Genomic DNA, 20,526 nt, shown 5'->3' on the forward strand with positions numbered 1-20,526 from the left:
TGTCAACGGAGCGCGGTGGCAGGCAGCGGGATCGCGGGGAACGGATTGTCGGGCAGCAGGATGACGCGGCGCGGATGGTCGGCCTGACCTGCGGCGTCGAGGTGGAGGAGGGCGGCGCCGATGCCGGCCGCGCCCACCATGTAGCCGGTGTCGGCCGTCACCTCGCCCGGCCGCAGCCGCCGGTAGGCCTGGTACCAGCGGTAGCCGCGCCCGTCGTGGTCGGTGGCCCGGCCGATCAGGTCGGTGGCGAGCCCGCGGGCGTACTCCAGGTGGGACTCCTCCCCCGTCGCCGCCCACAGCCCCACGAAGAACTCGATGAGCCCGGCCGTCCCGCAGCACTGGCAGGCCACGTTCCAGTAGCCCTCGGTACGGCGGCGCGGCACGCCGCTCTTGACGATGCCGCTGGCCAGCCGCTCCACCCACTCCAGATCGCCGGGGTCGCCCCCCACCCGGTACAGCTCGTAGAACATCCTGGCCACGCCCGCGGAGCCGGAGCAGAAGCCCAGATAGTGCAATTCCCTGGCGTGCGGCACGTGGTGCGGCACGACCGCGCAACCGCCGGCCACGACGCTGACCTCGCGGACGAAGGCCGCGCCGCTGCGCGCGGCGAACAGGAAGCGCTCGTCGCCGGTCACCCCGTACAGGCGGGCCAGCAGGAACGCGGTCCCGGCCGTGCCGGCGAGGAAGCCGGGCGTGACGGCGTCCACGGGCAGGTCGGCGCAGTCGCCGAACCGGTGCCCGGGGACGGGCAGCCGGGCGATCCGCAGGCCCGCCTCGACGGCCGCCTCCTCGTACGCGGGCACGCCGAGGTGGGCGGCGGCCCGCAGCAGCCCGAGGATGACGCCACCCTCGCCGCGCTGCGCGGGATCCCGCGACCACCCGACGCCGCCCTCGGACTCCCGGCCCCGGCGGACGATCACGTCCGCGATGGCGGCGGCCTCGGCCTCGAACGCGCCGTCGCCGAGCACCCAGCCCGCCTCCATGAGCGCGACCATCGTGCCGGTCAGCCCGTGGTAGAGGGAGACGTCGTCCTGCTCGCGCCAGGTGGCGGCGAGCCTGCGGGCCCCCTGCCTGGCGTCCTCCAGGTACGCCTCGTGGCCGGTGGCCGCGGCCAGTTCGAGGAAGAACAGCACGACGCCCGCCGCCCCCGAGTAGAGAGACGAGGGCTCGGAAGTGACCGCCGACCCGCCGTGCGGATCGGGATTGGCCAGCCAGCGCCTTCCGTGCTCGTCGTCGGCCGCGGCGGATCTGATCCATCGCCCCGCCAGGATGGCGGCGGTCAGCGGGGAATCGGCTCGGGCGCTCGACGCGCGGATCCTGTCCAGACTCACCCGTCCAGTATCCCACACATTTGGTAGGAAATTCAGGAAAGCCGAGGAACCGCCGCGACCAGTTCCCGCGTGTACGAGTGCCGGGGGCGGGTGAACACCTCCGTCACGTCGCCCTCCTCGACCACCCGGCCGTCCTTCATGACCAGGACCCGGTCGCTGACGTGGTGCACCACGCCGAGGTCGTGGCTGATGAACAGCATGGCAGTACCGTACTCGGCCTGGATCTCGGCGAGCAGGTCCAGCACCTGAGCCTGGATCGAGACGTCGAGCGCGGAGACCGGCTCGTCGCAGACCAGCACGTCGGGGCGTGGGCCGAGGGCCCTGGCGATGGCGACGCGCTGCCGCTGGCCGCCCGACAGCTCGCGCGGGTGGCGGCCGGCGACGCCGGGCGGCAGGCCGACGCGTTCGAGCAGGTCGAGCACCCGCGCCCGGCGCTCGGCCGCGGGCAGGTCGAGTGGCTCGGCGACCAGGCGGCCGACGGTGTGGCGGGGGTCGAAGGAGTCGAGCGGGTTCTGGGAGATGAGCTGGATCCGGCGGCGGAGCGGGCGACGCTTGCGTTCCGGCACCTGGCTCCACGGGCGGCCGTGCAGGGTGACCCGGCCCGCGTCCGGTTCGAGCAGGCCGAGGGCCAGGCGGGCCAGGGTGGTCTTGCCCGAGCCCGACTCGCCGACGACGCCGAGCGTCTCGCCCTCGCACAGGGTGAACGAGACGTCGTCGACCACCCGGCGCGGCCCGTACGACCTGGACAGGCCGGTGCCGGCGAGCACCGGCGCCGAGGGGTCCGGCGTGCGGCGCGGCAGCGGCGAGCCCGGCGGCGCGGTAGACAGGGTGGTGGACAGGCGGGTGCCCCGGGAGGCGGCCGACGGGACGGCGGCCAGCAGCGAGCGGGTGTAGTCGTGCGACGGCGCCGACAGCACGCTCCCGGCAGGGCCCTCCTCGACGACGCGGCCGTCCTTCATGACGAGGATGCGGTCGGCGATCGAGGCGACGACGGCCAGATCGTGGCTGATCAGCAGCAGCGCGCAGCCGGCGGCCCGGCGCGCGGCCAGCAGCCGCAGGATCTGGGCCTGCACGGTGACGTCGAGCGCGGTGGTCGGCTCGTCGGCGATGATCAGCTCGGGTCCGGCCGCGATGGCCGAGGCGATCAGCACCCGCTGCCGCAGCCCGCCGGAGAGCTGGTGCGGGTGCTGCCCGACACGCAGCGGCGGATCGGGCACGCCGACCGCGTCGAGCAGTTCGAGCGTCCTGTCGCGGCGCCGTGCCCGCGGGACGACGTCGTGGACGGTCAGCACCTCGCCGATCTCGGCCCCCACGGTCCGCAGCGGGTCGAGGGAGACCAGCGCGTCCTGCAGCACCAGCCCGGCGAACCCGCCGCGCAACCCGCGCCACTGCGCCGGTCCGAAGCCGAGCGCGTCCCGGCCGCCGACGCTGAACGCGGCCGCCCGCACGGTGGCGCCCGGCCCGGCCAGGCCGAGCAGCGTGCGGGCCGTGACGCTCTTGCCGGACCCGGACTCGCCGACGACGGCCACGCACTCGCCCGGGGCGAGCGACAAGGAGACGCCGCGCACGACCTCGGTCCCGCCGAAGCTCACGCGCAGGTCCTCCACGGCGACCAGGGTGGCGACCGTCGGAGGGGAGACAAAGGTCGTCATGGGGTTCTCCCCTCGAAGTGGCGTTGGAGCCGGCGGCCGACGACGGTGAGGCTGACCACGGTCAGCGTGATCGCGACGCCCGGGAACAGCGCCTCCCACCAGGCCACCCGCAGGTAGTTGCGGGCCTCTGAGAGCATCGCGCCCCATTCGGCGGCCGGGGGCTGCGGGCCCATGCCGAGGAAGCTGAGCCCGGAGGCGGCGATGACGGCCTGGCCGAGCCCGATGGTGGCCAGGACGGGGATCGGCCCGAGCACGTTCGGCAGCACGTGCCCGGCCGTGATCGCGGCCCTGGACCGGCCGAACGTGACGGCCTGCTCGACGTATCCGGCGTGGCGCACGACGAAGGTCTGGGCGCGGATGACGCGGGCGTAGTTGGGGATCTGGGCGACCGCGATGGCGAAGATGACATTGCCCGTGCCGGGGCCGGTGACGGCGATGACGAGCAAGGCGAGCAGCAGCTCCGGCAGGGTGGACAGGACGTCGAACGACCTGGCCAGCGCCTCGTCCAGCCACTTCGGCGACAGCCCGGCGGCCAGGCCGAGCAGCACCCCGGCGGTCACGGCCAGGGCGGTCGCGGTGACGCCGATGCTGAGCGAGTGGCGGGCGCCGTGCACGACCCTGGACAGCACGTCGCGGCCGAGGTGGTCGCTGCCGAACCAGTGCGCGCCGCCGGGCGGCGCGAGCGCGCTCACCGGGTCGGCCGCCAGCGGGTCCACGCCGGTCAGCAGCCCGGGTGCGGCCACCGCCACCGCCAGCAGGACGAGGAACGCCGCGGGCGCGAGCAGCGAGCGCGACGAGGTCACGGCCGGCCTCCGATCCGGGGGTCGATGGCGCGGTAGGCCAGGTCGAGGAGGGTGCTGATGGTCACGTACACGATGGCCGACAGCAGGACGACGGCCATCACCACCGGCATGTCCCGGCCCGTGACGGCCTGCATCGCCACCTGCCCGAGCCCCGGCCGGCCGAAGAGCACCTCGGTGATGACGGCCCCGCCGAGCAGCGTGCCGGTGAACCACCCGGCCAGCGTCACGGCGGGGATCAGCGCGTGCCGGAGCGCGTGCCTGGCCACCAGCCGCGGCTCGCTCAGCCCGCGGGCCCTGGCCGTGACGGCGAACGGCTGCTCCAGCGCCCGCTCCAGGCCGCCGCGCAGCACCTGGCCGAGCACGCCCGCGATCGGCAGGCCCAGCGCGAGCGCGGGCAGCACGAGCGCCTGCGGCCCGGACGCGCCCGACACGGGGAACCAGCCGAGCGTGAACGAGAACACCGCCAGCAGCACCAGCCCGATCAGGAACGGCGGCACCGACACCGAGACCAGCTCGGCCGCCGAGGCCGCGCCGCGCAGCCACCGGCCCCGCCCCGCGGTCACGACGGCGATCACCCCGGCGAGCGACACCCCGACCCCGGCCGCCGCCAGTGTGAGCTGCAGGGTCGGGCCCAGCTGGGTGGACAGGATCTCGCCGACGCCGAGCTGGAGCTGGTACGAGCGGCCGAGGTCGCCGTGGAGCAGCCGCCACAGGTAGGACACGTACTGGACGACCTCCGGCCGGTCGAGCCCCCATTCGGCGACGATCCGCGCCCGGATCTCGGGGGTGTCGGGGCCGTCGCCGACCAGGATGTCGATGGTGTCGCCCGGCGCGAGCAGCAGCGCGACGTACGAGGCGCTGGCCGCCGCCCACAGCACCGCGAGCCCGGCGAGCACCCGCTTGACGACACCCCTGACCCGGGCTCTGACGGCGTCCCTGTCGCGGGCTTTAGCGGCGTCCCTGGCGCGGGCCGTCACCGGCTGTCCGGTCATGTGCCGATCCGGACGTCGTACGCGCTGCGCGGCGTGCCGGAGCCGGCCTCGAAGCCCAGGCCCTGGACGCTCTTCTGCGCCGCGATCTGGTCGGCGGGCACGTAGACCGGGAACACGATCGCCTTGTCCTTCACCACGGCCTGCTGCACCTTGGCGTACAGCGCCTTCCGCTCGTCCAGGGACGCGGAGGCCGCGGCCGTGGCCAGCCACTTCTCCACGTCGGGGTCGGAGAAGCCGGTGCGGTTGATCGGCCCCTTGCGCGGCAGGATCAGGTTGAGCGCGGCGCCCGCGTCGGCGTCGCCGCGGGAGTTCTCGAAGATCTCGTACTCCCCCTCGGTGTAGGCCTTCTGCGCCGTTCCCTGGTCCACGATCTTGACCTGGAAGTCGATCCCTGCGCTCTGCTTGACCTGCGCCTGGATGGCCTGGGCGAGGATGTCGCGGCGGTCGCGGACGAACGGCGCGGAGGCGACGGAGCGCACGGTGAGCCGCCTGCCGTCCTTGACGCGGTAGCCCTGGGCGTCGCGCTGCTTCCAGCCGGCCGCGTCGAGCAGGGCATTGGCCTTGGCGGTGTCGCCGCCGAAGGCGCCCTCCAGCGAGGCGTCGTAGAACGGCCCGCCCTTGGTGACGACGCTCCACGCCCTGGTGGCGGTGCCCTGGTAGACGGCCTTCAGCACCGCGTCCACGTCCACGGCCTCGCGGAACGCCTCCCGTACGCGCTGGTCGTCGAAGGGGGCGTGGGCGGTGTTGAAGTAGTAGGAGAAGGAGGTGCCCGAGTTGAGCGAGGTCTGGTACGTCAGACCCGGATCCTGCTTGATCATGGCGGCGTCGGTGGCCGGGACGCCCTCGATGACCTGCACCTGCCCCGAGGTGAGCGCGCCGACGCGCACCGCCGCCTCCGGCAGGAACCGGTACGTGATCCGCGACAGGTAGGCCGGCCCCTGGTGCCCGGACCCGGCGGGCGGCCACTTGTAGTCCGGGTTGCGCCGGTAGCGGATCTCCTGGCCCCGCACGTACGACTCCAGGATGAACGGCCCGGTGCCGACCAGGTCGGGCCCGCCGGACTTGAGGTCCTTGGCCGCCTTCAGCGACTTCGGCGAGACCTGCCCCGCGAGGGGCGAGGCGAGGAAGTCGAGGAAGAGCGCGTCCGGCTCCTTCAGTGTGATCTCGACGGTGGTCGGCGACTTCACCTCGGCCTTGGCGAAGGACTTGAGCTGGATGGAGGCGATGCCGGGGTTGTAGCCGGGCACCAGGAACTGCTCCAGGTTCGCCTTGACCGCCGCCGCGTCGAACTTCGTGCCGTCGTGGAAGGTCACGTCGTCGCGTAGTTCCAGCGTGTACGTCAGACCGTCGTCCGACACCTTCCACGACTTGGCCAGCCATGGCTGGAACGTGCCGTCCTTCTGGCGCGAGAGCAGCGCGTCGAACTGGTTGAACACGAGCAGCCGGACCTTGTTCTGGCCCCATTGCTGGGGGTTCAAGGTGAGCGGCTGGGTCTCGATGGCCCAGGTCAGGGAGGTGTCCTGGGTTTGCTGGGCGGGCTGCTGAGAGCCGCAGGCGGTCAGGGAGACGACGAGGACGAAGGGGACGATGCCCTTGAGTCTCTTCACACGCATTCCTTGGGGCCGAGGCATTACCTAGCTAAACGGTAGGTAATGCATGAATGCCTGTCAACGTCATCTCGATACGCTTGATCCCCACGGACTCGAAGGAGCCAGCCTGATGATCTTCATTACCGCCAAGTTCCGCATCCTGCCCGAGCACGCCGACCGCTGGCCGGAGATCGTCGCCGACTTCACCGAGGCGACCAGGGCCGAGCCGGGCTGCCTGTGGTTCGACTGGTCGCGCAGTGTCGAGGATCCGGTGGAGTACGTCCTGGTGGAGGCGTTCCGCGGCGGCGACGCCGGGGCGGCACACGTCCAGTCGGCCCACTTCAAGCAGGCCCAGCAGACGCTGCCGCCCTACCTCGCCGAGACGCCGCGCATCGTGAACGCCACCGTCCCGCAGGACGACTGGTCCCTGCTCGGCGAACTGGCCGTCCCGGACCGCGACTAGCGCCCCGGGCATGGCGAGCGGCCCTCCGAGGGCCTAGGACCCGCATGTGGCGGCCGACCCTCCGGGGCTCAGGGACCCCGGGCGCGGCGGCCCGACCCTCTGAGGTCGCGAGGGCCGAGCGCCGCGGCCGACCTTCCGAAGTCCAGGGGCCCGTGTGTGGCAGCCGGCCCTCCGAAGCCCTAGTAGGGCCCGAGCGCGGCGCCCCCTTCCCCCCAAAGGGACCTTCGCCGGAGTACGGCGGTCAGGGGCCCTGGCGGACGTTGCCGTAGGTGAACAGGCTGATCGGCCCGGGGCCCGCCACGGGGTGCTCGGCGGTGACGGCCAGGGCGATCGTGTTGGTCCCGTGCTCGTCCAGGATCCCGGCGGGGAGCACGAAGTCGCGCTGCGGGCCGATGTCGCCGCCGTACTGGCCGACGTTCCAGCCGTTCAGGAAGATCTGCACGCGGTACGCGGGCGACGGGTCGCCGCCGAAGCGGAGCCCGACCGGCGCGTCCTGGGCCTTGGGGAGGTCGAGGCGGAACGCGGTCCGGAGCCAGGTGACGCCGGGGGTCAGCTCAGCGCTGGCAGTTTTCCAGGATTTATCGGGATAAGTCGGGAGATGCCAGCCGGTGCGCTCCCCGTACAGGCCGCCGTTGTTGAGCGGCCCGCGCAGCGGGTCCGTGCCCGGTGAGCCCTGGATGCGCCACGAGATCGGGGTGCCGCCTACAGGGCCGCCGACAGTGCCGCCGACGGTGGCGGCCACCAGGCCGCGCGGCTGCTTGAAGCGCAGGTCGTCGGCGATCCAGTCGTCGTTGTGGCCCATGTTGGCGACGAGGACGGAGATCACGTTGTCCGCGCCCGGCCTGAGCACGCCCGCCGGGAGGTCGAAGTGGCCGGGGCCCGGGTCGGGGTTGGGCGGGGTCGACGCGTCGCCGGAGTCCGCCTCCACGCCTCCGGCGGCCGAGCCGAGATAGCGGCCGTTCAGCCAGACCAGGTAGTTGCCGCGCAGGCCGGTGACGGCGTTCAGGTCGATCCTGGTCTCGGATCCGGCGGCGGTGAAGTGGCCCCGGTACCAGACGTTGCCGTAGTGGTAGCCGTAGTCGTCGGCGTACAGGACGGGCAGGGTCTTCGGCTGGTGTGGGCTGATGGTCGTGGTGTGGTCGGCGGCGGTCCAGCGGGAGTCGTCGAAGCCGGGCGCGGCCTCCGGGGCCTCGGCGCGGGAGCGCCAGGCGGTCAGCGCGGGCAGGCGGACCGGTTCGGGGGCGCGGGTGGAGCCCAGGAGCGAGCCGCTCGGGGTGCGGGTGACGGGTACGTCCTCCGCGCCGATCCGCACCCGCCTCGTCGCGGGGCCCGCGAACACCTCGACCTGCCCGCCCGCGGTGTCCGCCGCCAGCCTCAGGGTGTCGCCGCTCGCCGAGGCCGAGCGGACCAGCGCGGTGCCGCGGACGAGCACCGGCCCCGCCCCCGTCTCGGCCCGCCAGAACCCGGCCGCCGTCTCGTCCATGCCGAGCAGGAGCAGCAGCGGCCGCCGCCCGCCGCCCGTGACGAGCACCCGGGCCAGGCCGTCGTGCGTGTAGTCGAGGCGCAGGTCACCCCCGGTGTACTCGGCCCGTACGTCCCCTTCGAGCACCTTGACCGCCGGCCGCGAGCCGTAGCGCAGGATCGTGGCGCCGGGTGAGCCCGCGGTGCCGTACAGGACGGCGACGTCACGGCCGCCGATGGAGGCGTGCGTCATGATCTCGGACGTGGACAGGACCAGGCGCTGGCCGCCCAGGTCGTACCCGGCGACCAGGACGTGCGCGTCGCGCCCCTTGACCCGCACGGGCACCCGGTGGCGGCCGTCGGGGGCGGCCCAGTCGAGGGTGGCGTCGTCCGTGCCGGTGGCGGCCCGGTCGGCATGTTTCACCAGGACGAACTGGGTGCCGGTGTCGGGGTTCGCGCGGGCCGTGGTGGTGAGGGCGGGGTTGTCCGGCGCGGCCGGCGAGGTGACCGAATCGGTCTTGGCCAGCGGCGCGACGGCCTCCAGGAAGTAGCCCTGGCGCTTGAACTCGTCGTACTTGGGCGTGAGCTGCCGGGCCTCGGTGATGGCGGCGCCGTAGTCGTAGGAGGTGTAGACGTCGTTGGGCTGGGCCAGCCAGCCCCAGTTCGTGCCGCCGTACCCCATGTAGTACGAGAACATGGTCGCCCCGGTCGTGACCAGGTTGTTCTTGTAGAAGTACTTCATGTAGGCCGGGCCGGTCAGCTCGCGGCACCTGTCGTACCCGGCGTTGCCCAGGTCGATCGCGCCCGCCTGGTACTCGGCGGCGAACACCGGGATGTCGTCGCGCAGCCGCTCGGTCAGCCCCTCCCCCCAGGGCCCCCAGACCTCGGGAGTGGCGCACTCGAAGGACTGCGGGTAGTCGTCCACCCCCGGGATCTGCACCGCCCCCGGGCCGGTCGCCCACGTCGAGCTCCAGCTCCCGGCGTCGCAGCAGTCGTTGGTGGTGATCGGCACGTCGATGCCGTCCGCCCGCGCCTGGTCCTGGATGTCCTGCATGTACGCGGCGTCGGTGTTGACCTGGTACTCGTTCTCCGCGTTGTAGAGGATGACCGGGCCGCCGCCGGTGACCTGGTGCCGGGCGATGATCGGGTTGATCCGGTGCAGCCACTCGCGGTAGGCGGCCTGGTAGCCGGGCGCGCTGCTGCGGGCCCGTCCCGGCACGGTCTTCACCCAGGCGGGCAGGCCGCCGCCGGTGCTCTCGGCGTTGATGTACGGCCCGGGGCGGGCGATCACGTACAGGCCGGCCTGCCGGGCGGTCCGCAGGAGGCGGTCCACGTCGCGCACGCCGGTGAAGTCGTACACGCCGGGCTTCGGCGAGTGGTACGCCCACGAGAAGTAGATCGAGACCGCGTTGAACCCGGCCGCCCTGAGCTTCTCCAGCACGTCCCGCCACAGCTCGGGGCTCGGCAGCCGGAAGTAGTGGAACTCGGCCGACTGCAGGACGAGCCGCTCGCCGTCCACCTTCAGCGAGTACCTGTCGTACGTGACCTCGTGCGCGGCCGCGCCGACGCCCGCGGGCGCTCCCAGCAGGACGCAGAGCAGGACCAGGAACACCGCGAGCAAGCGCCTCATGGTCGCCTTCCAGGGTCGGCTGCGGACAGTCTTTAATTTGGCGACCATCCAAACAAAAGTCAACGGATCGGACTTGCGGGGCGATCACCGCGCACGGCCTGTTACCGGAAAGTTACGAGCGCCGCGAAACCCTTCGCACGGCGTTCTCCCAGCTCATCGCCATATTTGTGGTTTTTTCCGGGTTATTGACGAAAAACACGCAAGGTCGGCACACTTCGCGTTATGTCACACCCCCGTGGTCCCTTGGCGCAGCTGAGGCGCGGGCACGAAGAGCTCGTGCTCGGGCTGCTGCGCAAGCACGGCCCGCTCAGCCGGGGCGAGCTCGGCAAGCTCTGCCAGCTCTCCCGCACCACCCTGTACGACATCCTCGCCGGGCTGGTCGCCGGCGGCGCGGTCGTCACCGCCAGCCCGCAGGACGCCCCGCGCGGCCGCGGCCGGCCGGCCGAGACGCTGACCCTCAACCCTGAGGCCGGCCAGGCCATCGGCATCGACTTCGCCCGCCGCGCGGTGCACGTCGCCGCCGTCAACCTGGCCCACGAGATCGTCGGCTCGGCCAGCGAGCCGCACGACGCCGACCTGCCCTGGGGGCAGCGGGTGGACCTGGCCGAACGGCTCGTCGGCTCCCTCAACGACGGCGGCCTGCGGCTGGGCGCGCTCAGCGCGATCGGCGCCGGCGTGGTCGGCCCGGTCGGCTGGCCGGAGCCCGAGGACGACCTGGAGTCGGACGAGCCCGCCCACCCCGTGCAGTCGCTGCTGCGCGAGCGGTTCGGCGCGCCGGTGCTGCTGGACAACAACACCAGGCTGGCCGCCCTGGGCGAGGCGATCTGGGGCGCCGCCGCCGGCGACCGGGACGTGCTCTACCTGCGCCTGTCCCACGGTGTCGGCGGCGGCCTGGTGGTCGGCGGCGCGCTGCACCGGGGCGCGTACGGGCTGTCCGGCGAGTTCGGCCACATCACGGTCGACCCGGACGGCGCGCCCTGCGACTGCGGCGGCGCCGGCTGCCTGGAGACCGTGGCCTCGATAAGAGCCGTGCTGGACGCCTACCGCGCCGCGGGCGGGCGGGCCGACGACGTGCCCGAGCTGGTGAAGGCGATCAGGGCGGGCGACGGCACGGCCCTGACCCTCCTGAAGGACGTCGGCGGCGCGATCGGCGGCGTGCTCGCGGCCGTGTGCAACGCGATCGGCCCCTCCGCGATCGTGGTCGGCGGCGAGCTGGCGGAGACCGGCCCCGCGCTGATCGAGCCGGTCGAGCGGGCGCTGCGCGCCCAGGTCATGCCGGTCTCCAGGCACCGCGTCAGCCTGCGCCGGGCCACGCTCGGCGAGGCCGCGGGCGCCCTCGGCGGCATCGCCCTGGTGCTGCACGAGTCCCCGCTGCTGTCCCGCTACCCCGCGGGCCCCGATCTCGCGCCCGACCTCCTCGAGGAAACCAAGCAGAGGCAACCATGACTCAGCTCACCACGCTGGCCAAATCCCCGGCGGTGCGGCGCGCCCCCAGGCGTCCCCAGCGGGCCGTCGCGCTCAACCTGATCGCGGTCGCCGCCGGGCTGGCCGTCTGGACGCTGCTGGGCGTTCTGGGCGTGCAGGCCCTGCCGACCCCCCTTGAGGTCGCGGCCAAGGCAGGCGAGCTGATCGCCGACGGCACGCTCCTGGGCGACGCGCTGGCCAGCCTGCGCAGGGTGCTGCTGGGCTTCCTGCTCGGCACCCTGCTGGCCGTCCCGATCGGCTTCCTCATGGGCTGGTACGCCACCGCGCGCGGCCTGCTCGAGCCCTACATCCAGTTCTTCCGGACCATCCCGCCCCTGGCCATCATCCCGCTGGCCATCGTGCTCCTCGGCATCGGCGAGGTGCCGAAGGTCTTCGTGATCTTCCTGGCGGCCTTCCTGTCCAGCGTCGTGGCGACCTTCCAAGGCGTGGTGGACGTGGACAGGACCCTGATCAACGCCGCCCGCGTGCTCGGTGCGTCCGACCGGACGATCTTCCTCAAGGTCGTGGTGCCGGCCTCCACGCCGTTCATCCTGGTCGGCATGCGGGTCGGGCTCGGCTCGGCCTGGGGCACGCTGGTCGCCGCGGAGCTGATCGCCGCCCAGGAGGGCCTGGGCTTCCGCATGCAGCAGGCCCAGCTCTACTACGACCTGTCCACGATCTTCGTGGGCCTGATCGCCATCGGCGTGCTCGGCCTGCTGATGGACCGGCTGCTGCTGCTGGCCGAGCGCCACCTCACCGACTGGCAGGAACGCCGATGAACAGCAAGATCTCGTTCCGGGACGTCATCAAGACGTACCCGATGAAGGACACCACGTTCACCGCGCTCGACCGCGTGTCGCTGGACATCGCCGACCGCGAGTTCGTCACGGTCGTGGGCCCGTCGGGGTGCGGCAAGAGCACGCTGATGAGCATGGCGGCCGGGCTGGTCGAGCCCACGTCGGGCGAGGTGCTGGTGGACGGCGTGCCGGTTACCGGGCCGGGGCCCGAGCGGGGGGTGATCTTCCAGCAGTACGCGCTGTTCCCGTGGCTGACCGTGCGCAAGAACGTCGAGTTCGGCCTGAAGCTGGCCCAGTTGCCCGCCGACGAGCGCAGGCAGCGGGCCGAGCGGGCGATCGAGCTGGTCGGGCTGTCCGACTTCGCCGACGCGCTGCCCAAGACGCTGTCCGGCGGCATGAAGCAGCGCTGCGCGATCGCCCGCGCGTACGCGGTGAACCCGCAGGTCCTGCTCATGGACGAGCCGTTCGGCGCGCTCGACGCGCTCACCCGGGTGCAGCTGCAGGACCAGCTCCTCGACACCTGGAGCCAGGAGCAGCGCACGGTCATGTTCATCACCCACGACGTGGACGAGGCCGTCTACCTGGCCAGGCGCGTGATCGTCATGGCGGCCAGACCCGGCCGCGTCCAGCAGGTCATCGACGTGGACCTGCCCTACCCGAGGACAGAGGAGATGCGGCTGTCGCCCGAGTTCGGGCGGATCCGCAACGAGGTCTGGCACTCCGTCTACCACCAGGCACCCGCGGCCTGACCCTCCCCATTTCGGCCTCCCGAAAGGAGCCACCCGCCATGCGTTCTCTTCGCCGCGCCCTGACGGCCGCCACGGCGGCGACCGTGCTGGCACTCTCCGTGACCGCCTGCTCCGGCGACGGCAGCACGGTCCGCTTCGGCTACATCAGCGACTACAACGGCGCCAGCCTGCTCGCGATCGCGAACAAGCAGGGCCTGTGGCAGAAGCAGGGCCTCACCCCCGAGATCAAGGTCTTCACCAACGGGCCGCTGCAGATCCAGGCGCTCGGCGCGGGCGACCTCGACTTCGGCTACATCGGCCCGGGCGCCATGTGGCTGCCCGCCACCGGCAAGGCCAAGGTCGTCGCGATCAACACGCTCGCGTACGCCGACCGCGTCATCGGCCGCCCCGGCATCTCGACCATGCAGGACCTCAAGGGCAAGAAGGTCGGCGTGCCCGAGGGCACGTCCGGCGACATGGTGCTCAACCTGGCGCTGAAGAAGGCCGGGATGACCGCCCAGGACATCCAGAAGGTGCCGATGGACCCGGCCACCGTCGTGTCGGCGTTCTCGGCGGGGCAGATCGACGGCGCCGGCATCTGGTATCCGCTGATCGACACGATCAAGCAGAAGGTGCCGGGCATGGTGGAGGTGGCCAGCACCAGGGAGTTCCCGGACAACTCGTTCCCGACCGCGTTCGTCGGCGGCACCGAGGTGGACCAGGAGCTCACCGGCAAGGTCATCAAGGTGCTGCAGGAGGCCAACGACTGGCGGGCCGCCCACCCCGACGAGGCGATCACCGAGGCCGCCGCGCTGCTCAAGCTCGACCCGGCCAAGGTCAAGGCCGACGCGGCGAACGTCCAGACGATGACGACGGCCGACCTGGTCGCCAAGACCAAGGACGGCACGGTCGCCAAGTGGCTGAACAGCCTGGGCGACTTCTTCGTCGGCACCGGCCAGCTCAAGTCGCGGCCCGACCCGGCCACGTACTACACCGGCGACCTCTACGAGAAGGCGTTCAGCAAGTGAACCTGCTGTTCCTGATGACCGACCAGCACCGCGTCGACACCCTGGGCTGCTACGGCAACCCGCACGTGGCCACGCCGAACCTGGACAGGCTGGCCGCGACCGGCACCCGGTTCGACCGGTTCTACACGCCGACGGCCATCTGCACGCCGGCGCGGGCCAGCCTGCTCACCGGGCAGGCGCCGTTCCGGCACCGGCTGCTGGCGAACTACGAGCGCAACGTCGGCTACCTGGAGGACCTGCGGGAGGACGCCTTCACCTTCCCCGGCGCGCTGAAGGAGCGCGGCTACCAGCTGGGGCTGATCGGCAAGTGGCACGGGGGCACCACGCGCAACGCCGCCTCCTACGGCTTCGACGGGCCCGACCTGCCCGGCTGGCACAACCCGGTCGATCATCCCGACTACCTGGCGTACCTGGAGGAGCGGGGGCTGCCGCCGTACCGGATCTCGGACCTGATCCGGGGCACCACGCCCAACGGCAACCAGGGCAACCTGCTGGCCGCCCGGCTGCACCAGCCGGAGGAGGCCACGTTCGAGCACTACCTGGCGACCCGGACCATCGAGCACCTGGACAGGTACGCGGCCGACGGCCGGCCGTTCTTCCTGGCCGCGCACTTCTTCGGGCCGCACCTGCCCTACCTGCTGCCGGACGAGTACTTCGACATGTACGACCCGGCGCTGGTCGAGCTGCCGCCGTCGATCGCGGAGACGTTCGAGGGCAAGCCGCCGGTGCAGCGCAACTACAGCGAGCACTGGACGTTCGACACGATCCCGATCGAGGTCACGCGGAAGCTGATCGCGGTCTACTGGGGCTACGTGACGCTGATCGACCGGCAGCTCGGGCGGGTCCTCGACCGCCTCGACGAGCTGGGTCTGTCGGACCAGACCTCGGTCTTCTTCACCGCCGACCACGGCGAGTTCACCGGCGCGCACCGGCTGCACGACAAGGGCCCGGCCATGTACGAGGACATCTACCGCATCCCCGGCATCGTCCGGATCCCCGGCGCGGAACCGCAGGTCAGGACCGAGTTCGTGACGCTCACCGACTGCACCGCGACGATCCTGGAGCTGGCGGGCTGCGACACCGGGCCCGCGGTGGACAGCCGCAGCCTGGTGCCGCTGGTCCGGGGCGAGCGTCCGGAGTGGCCGGGCGAGCTGCTCGCCGAGTTCCACGGCCACCACTTTCCCTACCCGCAGCGGATGCTCCGCGACGACCGCTACAAGCTGGTCGTCAACCCGGAGTCGGTCAACGAGCTGTACGACCTGCACGCCGACCCGTACGAGCTCAGCAACCGCTACACCCACCCCGAGCTGGCCCCGGTCCGCCGCCGCCTGATGCGCAGGATGTACGACCTGCTGCGCGAGCGCGGCGACAACTTCTACCACTGGATGACCCCGATGTACGACATCGGCCATTCCGACTACGACCCCACGCTGAGCGCTTTCGAGAAAGAGGGCACCACGGGATGAAGATCCTCTTAGGCGTCGCCGCCCTGCTGTCCGGGCTGTTCACCAACCCGGTCTCGGCCGGCGTGGTCGACTCCCTCCCCGACCCGACGGTGATCCACGCCAGGGACGGGCTCTGGTACGCCTACGGCACCCAGAACCCCGTGTTCAGCAGCAAGGGCGAGGCCGGCGAGCGGATGCTGCCGATCCTGCGCTCCAAGGACCTGGTGAGCTGGGAGTACGCAGGCGAGGTCTTCACCCCGCAGACCAAGCCCGCCTGGCACGCCGGCGCCCGGCTCTGGGCCCCCGACATCCGCTACGTCGACGGGCAGTACCACCTCTACTACTCGCTGGCCTCCGGCGACGTCGGCCTGGCCACCGCGCCGGGCCCGACCGGCCCGTGGACGGACCGGGGCGACGTGATCCCGGCCGCCGCCCAGGACGCGTGCCCGACGAACACCATCGACCAGGCCCAGTTCACGGACGTGGACGGCGGCCACTACCTGTACTGGGGCAGCTACGACACCATCTGCGTCGCGCGGATGAACGCCGACGCCACCCGCGTCGAGGGCCCGGTGACGCAGATCGCCAGGGGCCGCCGGATGGAGGGCGGGTACGTGGTCCGCCGCGGCGGCTTCTACTACCTGTTCTACTCCGACGCCGGCTGCTGCGACGGCTCCTACAGCGGCTACCAGGTCAAGGCCGGCCGCGCGACCAGCCCGCTCGGCCCGTTCACGGACGACGAGGGCCTGGACCTGATGGAGCTGACCTCCAAGGGCGCCATCGTCGTCGGCGCGAACGGCAACCGCTGGGCCGGGCCGGGCCACAGCGGCTTCGTCACGGACCTGTCCGGCCAGGACTGGCTGGTCTACCACGCCATCTCGACGGCCGACCCGGACTTCCCGCCGATCGCCAACGGGCCGTCGGGGCTGACCAAGCGCCCGCTGCTGATCGACCGGCTGGACTGGATCGACGGCTGGCCCGTGGTCCGCGCGGGGGCCGGGCCGTCGGAGGGTGCCCAGCCCGCGCCGGTCACCTCGTACGACGCCGGGGGCACCTTCGGCGACGGCTCGCTGAACGGCTGGCAGACCGGGCCCGGCTGGCAGGCGAGGACCGGCCAGGACGCCCACGGGTACGCGAGCCACACCGGCGCCCTGTCCTACCTGGTCTCGGCGAAGAAGACGCCGTCCGCCGACGTGCGGGCGCAGGCGGACCTGCGGGTGTCCTCCGGCGCGGCCGGGCTCACGCTCGCCCACGTCAACCGGAACAACCACGTGGCGGCCTGGCTCGACCGGGACCGCAACGCCCTGGTCACCGACGTGGTGATCGGCGGCACGAGTCGCGGCGCGCAGGTGACGGCGCTGCCCGCCGGATTCGACCTCGGCACCTGGCACACCGTGGTCGCCGAGTTGCGCGGCACCCGGCTCACCGTCCAGGTGAGCGGTGACAAGCTCGGCGATCCGGTCGCGGAGCAGACGCGCTCCCTGCCGCGGGCCGCCGCCCGTCCCGGCTCGGTCGGCGTGGTGGCGCGCGGCGCGGCCGACGCCGACAACGTCGGGGCCGCCAGGCTGTACACGCCCGTCACCCGACGGGTGCCCGAGCCGTCGCCCGGGGAGCTGCTGCCGGAGTTCGGCGACGAGTTCGACGGCACGGCGATCGACGCGAAGTGGCAGTGGGTGCGCGGCCCGGCGGCGGGAGTCGCCGTCTCCGGCGGCGCGCTGTCCTGGCCCACCCAGAACGCCGAGCTGCACCGGGGCACCAACACGGCGTCGGTGCTGCTGCGGGAGGCGCCGCAGGGCGACTACACGGTGGAGGCGAAGCTGGACTTCGCGCCGACGCAGGGCAACCAGCAGGCCGGGCTCGTGCTGTACGAGAACGACGACCGGTACTTCAAGATGGCCCACTCGGTGCTGCCGCTGGCCCGCGGCAACGGGGCGATGCTGCAGGTCAGCGAGTTCTCCAAGGAGGGCGAGCGGCCGACGACCACGCCGCCGACCGCCGTGTTCAACGGGCCGATGTTCGGGGGGCCGACGGCCGGGACGATGTGGTTGCGGATGTCGTACCACTTCGACGCGGCGAACGGCGAGAACGAGGTGCGCGCGGCGACCAGCCGGGACGGCCGGCGCTGGGTGCGCAACGGCGTGTGGACCCTTCCGGCGAAGGGGCCGCTCAGGATCGGGCTGATCTCGATGAACCGGTCGGGCGCCCTCGCCGAGTTCGACTACGTCCGCACGTACCGCGACTGACACACGCCATCCCGTGGGCGCCCCCTGAAGGCGGGTCAGTGGGCGCCCACGTCGGTGGACAGTCGCTGGGCGAGGTAGACCGGCACCACCGAGGCGACGATCAGCACGGCGGCCACCACGTTCACCACCGGAGCCTGGTTCGGCCTGAAGAGGTTCTCGAAGATCCAGATCGGCAGCGTCCGGACCCCCGCCCCCGCCGTGAAGGTGGTGACGATGATCTCGTCGAACGACAGCGCGAACGCCAGCAGCCCGCCCGCCAGCAGCGCCGAGCGCATCATCGGGAACGTCACCAACCGGAAGGTGGTGAACGGGTCCGCCCCCAGATCCGCCGACGCCTCCTCCAGCGAGCCGCCCATCCGCCGCAGCCGCGCCAGCACGTTGTTGTAGACCGTCACCACGCAGAACGTGGCGTGCCCCACCACCACCGTGAACAGCCCCAGGCCGATCCCGAACGGCTCCAGCACGGTGCGGAAGGCGTTGTTCAGCGCGATCCCGGTCACGATGCCCGGCAGGGCGATGGGCAAGATGATCACGAGGGAGACCGTGTCGCGCCCGAAGAAGCGGTAGCGCTGCACGGCGAAGGCCGCCATCGTCCCCAGCACCAGCGCGACGGCCGTCGCCCCCAGCCCCGCCTGCACGGACGTCCACAGCGCGTCGCGCACCCCCGACGAGTTCCAGGCCGCGCCCCACCAGCGGGTCGTCAGCCCCGGGGGCGGCCAGCCGAAGGTGCGGTCGGCGTTGACGGAGTTGAGCAGCACGACGAGCAGCGGCACGTAGATCACACCGAGCCCCGCGAAGAGCGCGAGGCGGAACAGCAGCCGGGCCGTGCGCGAAAGGTTCACAGGTTCTCCAAGGCCCCGGTACGGCGCACCGCCGCCAGGTACGCCAGCATGATCACGACGGGCACGGTCGCCACCGCGGCCGCGAACGGCAGGTTGTTGGCCGCCCCGATGTTGTCGTAGACGACGTTCCCGATGAGCTGGCTGCGCCCGCCGACGATCTTGACGGCGATGTAGTCGCCGAGCGACAGCGAGAAGGTGAAGATCGACCCCGCGACCACGGCGGGGAACGCCAGCGGCCACACCACCGTGCGGAACACCCGCCACGACCGCGCCCCGAGATCCCCGGCCGCCTCCAGCAGCGAGTCCGGCAGCCGCTCGAGCCCCGCGTAGATCGGCAGGATCATGTACGGCAGCCACAGGTACGCCAGTGTCAGGATCGTCGCCGTCACCCCGAACCCCCACCCCAGCAGCCCGCCCGACGACAGCATGACCCGCCACGCGTACGCCTTGACCAGGTACGACGCCCACAGCGGCGTCAGCACCGCGATCACCAGCCAGCGTCGCGCCCGCGGCGAGGCCAGCTTGGCCATGGCGAACGCCATCGGGAAGGCCACCACCAGGTCGATCGCGGTCACCGCGAGCGCCACGCCGACCGAGCGCAGCGCGACCGTCCTGTAGACCTCGGCGGTGCCGAGGTCCCGGAAGTTCGCCCAGGTGAACGTCCTGACCAGGTTCCCGGTGAAGGTGTCGGTGGTGTAGAACGCGGTGACGAACAGCGCCGCCAGCGCACCCAGGTACGCCAGCCCGAGCCACGCCAGCGGCGCCGACAGCAGCAGCGACAGCCGCACCCCGGCCCGGCGGTGCAGGAAGCCCGCGAGCCACCGCCGCGCCGGGCCCCAGGCGGCCGCTCTCACCCCTTGATCTCCGTCCAGGCCCGCGTCCATTCGGCGTAGTCCTTGCACTTCACGTCGGTACGCCCGTCGAGGCACTGCGCGATCGGCGTCGTCCAGTAGTGGACCTTGGAGAAGTACGCCTCGTCGGTGGCGTGGAACGTGTCGCAGTGCTTGGGGTCGGCGGTCTCCCGGCACGCCTTCGCGTTCGACGGCGCCTCCCCGAAGTACTCCGCCACCTGGGCGTTCGCCTTCGGCGAGATGATGTGGTCGAGCCACTTGTACGCGCAGTTGGGGTGCGCGGCCTTGGCGGCCACCATCCACGTGTCCGACCAGCCGGTCGCGCCCTCCTTCGGCAGCGTGGCCTGGACCGGCGCCTTCTCGCCCTGCGCCACGTTGACGATCACCTGCCAGGTGGTGCCGACCACCGAGTCGCCGCTCTTGAACGCCTGGATCTCCTTGGTGTAGTCGGACCAGTACTCGCCGACGATCTGCTTCTGCTGCTTGAGCAGGTCGACCGCGGCCTGGAACTGCCGGTCGTCCAGCGCGTACGGGTTCTTGACGCCGAGCTCCGGCCTGGTCGCCATCAGGTAGACGGCCGCGTCCGCGATGGAGATGGGCGAGTCGTAGGCCGTCACCTTGCCCTTGTACGGCGAGGCCGGGTCGAACACCACGCTCCACGAGTCGGGCGCGGGCTTCACGGTGTCGGTGCGCCACATCAGCAGGTTGGCGCCGCGGCCGTGCGGGACGCCGTAGGGGACGCCGCCGACCGAGTTCCACGGCTTCTCCTTCAGGCCGTCGAACACGTCCGCGTAGTTCGGGATCAGGGCGGTGTTGACGGGCGCGACCGTGCCGGCCGCGATCAGCCGCAGCGAGGCGTCGCCGGAGGCCGAGACCGCGTCGTACTGGCCGGTCTTCATGAGGTTGACCATCTCGTCCGAGGTGCCCGCGACCTTGGTGTTCACCTGGCATCCGGTGGCCTGCTCGAACGGGGTGACCCAGTCGACCTTGGGGTCGTTGCCGCCGTCCTCGACGTAGCCGGCCCAGGCCACGAGGTTGACCTGGCCCTCGCCCGCGCCGAGGCTCCCCAGCGCGTCGATCTTGGGCGGCACGAAGCCGCTCTGGCCCGGCGCCGGCGCGCCGCCGGTCGTGGCGGGGCCGCCACCGCAGGCGGTGACGAGCGCGAGTGCCGCCGCGGTGATGGCTAATCCGCTCGGTCGCATGTCCT

At 72.1% G+C, this 20,526-nt stretch carries 16 protein-coding genes; 7 read left to right on the forward strand and 9 right to left on the reverse strand.

Annotation, left to right across the window (positions count from 1 at the left end; genetic code table 11):
• Positions 1 to 2 precede the first annotated feature (2 nt).
• Genes ABZX61_RS38620 through ABZX61_RS38640 form a run of 5 tightly spaced genes read right to left on the reverse strand, consistent with a single transcriptional unit; the run spans position 3 to position 6,385 of the window.
• Positions 3 to 1,331, reverse strand: coding sequence for a lanthionine synthetase LanC family protein (locus tag ABZX61_RS38620; protein ID WP_355201317.1), 1,329 nt, complete (start codon positions 1,329 to 1,331; stop codon positions 3 to 5).
• Positions 1,332 to 1,363: 32 nt separating this feature from the next.
• Positions 1,364 to 2,983 (reverse strand): ABC transporter ATP-binding protein, encoded by a 1,620-nt coding sequence (locus tag ABZX61_RS38625; RefSeq protein ID WP_355201318.1) that lies wholly within the window; start codon positions 2,981 to 2,983, stop codon positions 1,364 to 1,366.
• Positions 2,980 to 3,786, reverse strand: a complete 807-nt coding sequence (locus ABZX61_RS38630) for an ABC transporter permease (protein WP_355201319.1) — start codon at positions 3,784 to 3,786, stop codon at positions 2,980 to 2,982. Before ABZX61_RS38630 ends, ABZX61_RS38625 begins: the two co-directional genes overlap by 4 nt.
• Complete coding sequence (locus tag ABZX61_RS38635) at positions 3,783 to 4,778, reverse strand: ABC transporter permease (protein ID WP_355201320.1); 996 nt, start codon at positions 4,776 to 4,778, stop codon at positions 3,783 to 3,785. The genes ABZX61_RS38630 and ABZX61_RS38635 overlap by 4 nt, the downstream gene beginning before the upstream one ends.
• Positions 4,775 to 6,385 carry an ABC transporter substrate-binding protein gene (locus ABZX61_RS38640; RefSeq protein WP_355201322.1) on the reverse strand — a complete coding sequence of 537 codons (1,611 nt, stop codon included), beginning with the start codon at positions 6,383 to 6,385 and terminating at the stop codon, positions 4,775 to 4,777. The genes ABZX61_RS38635 and ABZX61_RS38640 overlap by 4 nt, the downstream gene beginning before the upstream one ends.
• A 112-nt stretch (positions 6,386 to 6,497) precedes the next feature.
• Between ABZX61_RS38640 and ABZX61_RS38645 the strand changes: the two genes are divergently transcribed.
• On the forward strand, positions 6,498 to 6,830 hold the full coding sequence (locus tag ABZX61_RS38645) for a putative quinol monooxygenase (protein WP_355201324.1): 333 nt from the start codon (positions 6,498 to 6,500) through the stop codon (positions 6,828 to 6,830).
• A gap of 241 nt (positions 6,831 to 7,071) precedes the next feature.
• On the opposite strand, the gene ABZX61_RS38650 is transcribed toward ABZX61_RS38645, so the two are convergent.
• Positions 7,072 to 9,921 carry a beta-galactosidase gene (locus tag ABZX61_RS38650; protein ID WP_355201326.1) on the reverse strand — a complete coding sequence of 950 codons (2,850 nt, stop codon included), beginning with the start codon at positions 9,919 to 9,921 and terminating at the stop codon, positions 7,072 to 7,074.
• A gap of 222 nt (positions 9,922 to 10,143) precedes the next feature.
• On the opposite strand from ABZX61_RS38650, the gene ABZX61_RS38655 reads away from it, so the two are divergent.
• From ABZX61_RS38655 to ABZX61_RS38680, 6 genes are read left to right on the forward strand one after another with little or no spacing between them, the layout of a single operon-like run.
• Positions 10,144 to 11,367 carry an ROK family protein gene (locus ABZX61_RS38655; RefSeq protein WP_355201328.1) on the forward strand — a complete coding sequence of 408 codons (1,224 nt, stop codon included), beginning with the start codon at positions 10,144 to 10,146 and terminating at the stop codon, positions 11,365 to 11,367.
• Complete coding sequence (locus tag ABZX61_RS38660) at positions 11,364 to 12,164, forward strand: ABC transporter permease (RefSeq protein WP_350736847.1); 801 nt, start codon at positions 11,364 to 11,366, stop codon at positions 12,162 to 12,164. Before ABZX61_RS38655 ends, ABZX61_RS38660 begins: the two co-directional genes overlap by 4 nt.
• On the forward strand, positions 12,161 to 12,931 hold the full coding sequence (locus tag ABZX61_RS38665; protein WP_355201330.1) for an ABC transporter ATP-binding protein: 771 nt from the start codon (positions 12,161 to 12,163) through the stop codon (positions 12,929 to 12,931). Before ABZX61_RS38660 ends, ABZX61_RS38665 begins: the two co-directional genes overlap by 4 nt.
• Before the next feature lie 38 nt (positions 12,932 to 12,969).
• Positions 12,970 to 13,938, forward strand: coding sequence for an aliphatic sulfonate ABC transporter substrate-binding protein (locus ABZX61_RS38670; protein ID WP_355201331.1), 969 nt, complete (start codon positions 12,970 to 12,972; stop codon positions 13,936 to 13,938).
• A complete protein-coding gene (locus ABZX61_RS38675; protein ID WP_355201333.1) occupies positions 13,935 to 15,404 on the forward strand; it encodes a sulfatase-like hydrolase/transferase in 1,470 nt (489 codons plus the stop codon). Before ABZX61_RS38670 ends, ABZX61_RS38675 begins: the two co-directional genes overlap by 4 nt.
• Positions 15,401 to 17,626, forward strand: coding sequence for a family 43 glycosylhydrolase (locus ABZX61_RS38680; protein ID WP_355201335.1), 2,226 nt, complete (start codon positions 15,401 to 15,403; stop codon positions 17,624 to 17,626). The genes ABZX61_RS38675 and ABZX61_RS38680 overlap by 4 nt, the downstream gene beginning before the upstream one ends.
• A 35-nt stretch (positions 17,627 to 17,661) precedes the next feature.
• Here ABZX61_RS38680 and ABZX61_RS38685 read toward each other — a convergent pair whose 3' ends face one another.
• From ABZX61_RS38685 to ABZX61_RS38695, 3 genes are read right to left on the reverse strand one after another with little or no spacing between them, the layout of a single operon-like run.
• The gene (locus ABZX61_RS38685) at positions 17,662 to 18,468 is read right to left on the reverse strand and encodes an ABC transporter permease (RefSeq protein WP_355201337.1); all 807 of its coding nucleotides are present in this window, start codon (positions 18,466 to 18,468) and stop codon (positions 17,662 to 17,664) included.
• Positions 18,465 to 19,322: an ABC transporter permease gene (locus ABZX61_RS38690; protein ID WP_355201339.1), complete on the reverse strand. Its 858-nt coding sequence runs from the start codon at positions 19,320 to 19,322 to the stop codon at positions 18,465 to 18,467. Before ABZX61_RS38690 ends, ABZX61_RS38685 begins: the two co-directional genes overlap by 4 nt.
• The gene (locus ABZX61_RS38695; RefSeq protein ID WP_355201341.1) at positions 19,319 to 20,521 is read right to left on the reverse strand and encodes an ABC transporter substrate-binding protein; all 1,203 of its coding nucleotides are present in this window, start codon (positions 20,519 to 20,521) and stop codon (positions 19,319 to 19,321) included. Before ABZX61_RS38695 ends, ABZX61_RS38690 begins: the two co-directional genes overlap by 4 nt.
• Between the last annotated feature and the right edge of the window lie 5 nt (positions 20,522 to 20,526).

The organism is Nonomuraea sp. NPDC003709 (assembly GCF_040610775.1).
GTDB lineage: Bacteria > Actinomycetota > Actinomycetes > Streptosporangiales > Streptosporangiaceae > Nonomuraea > Nonomuraea angiospora_A.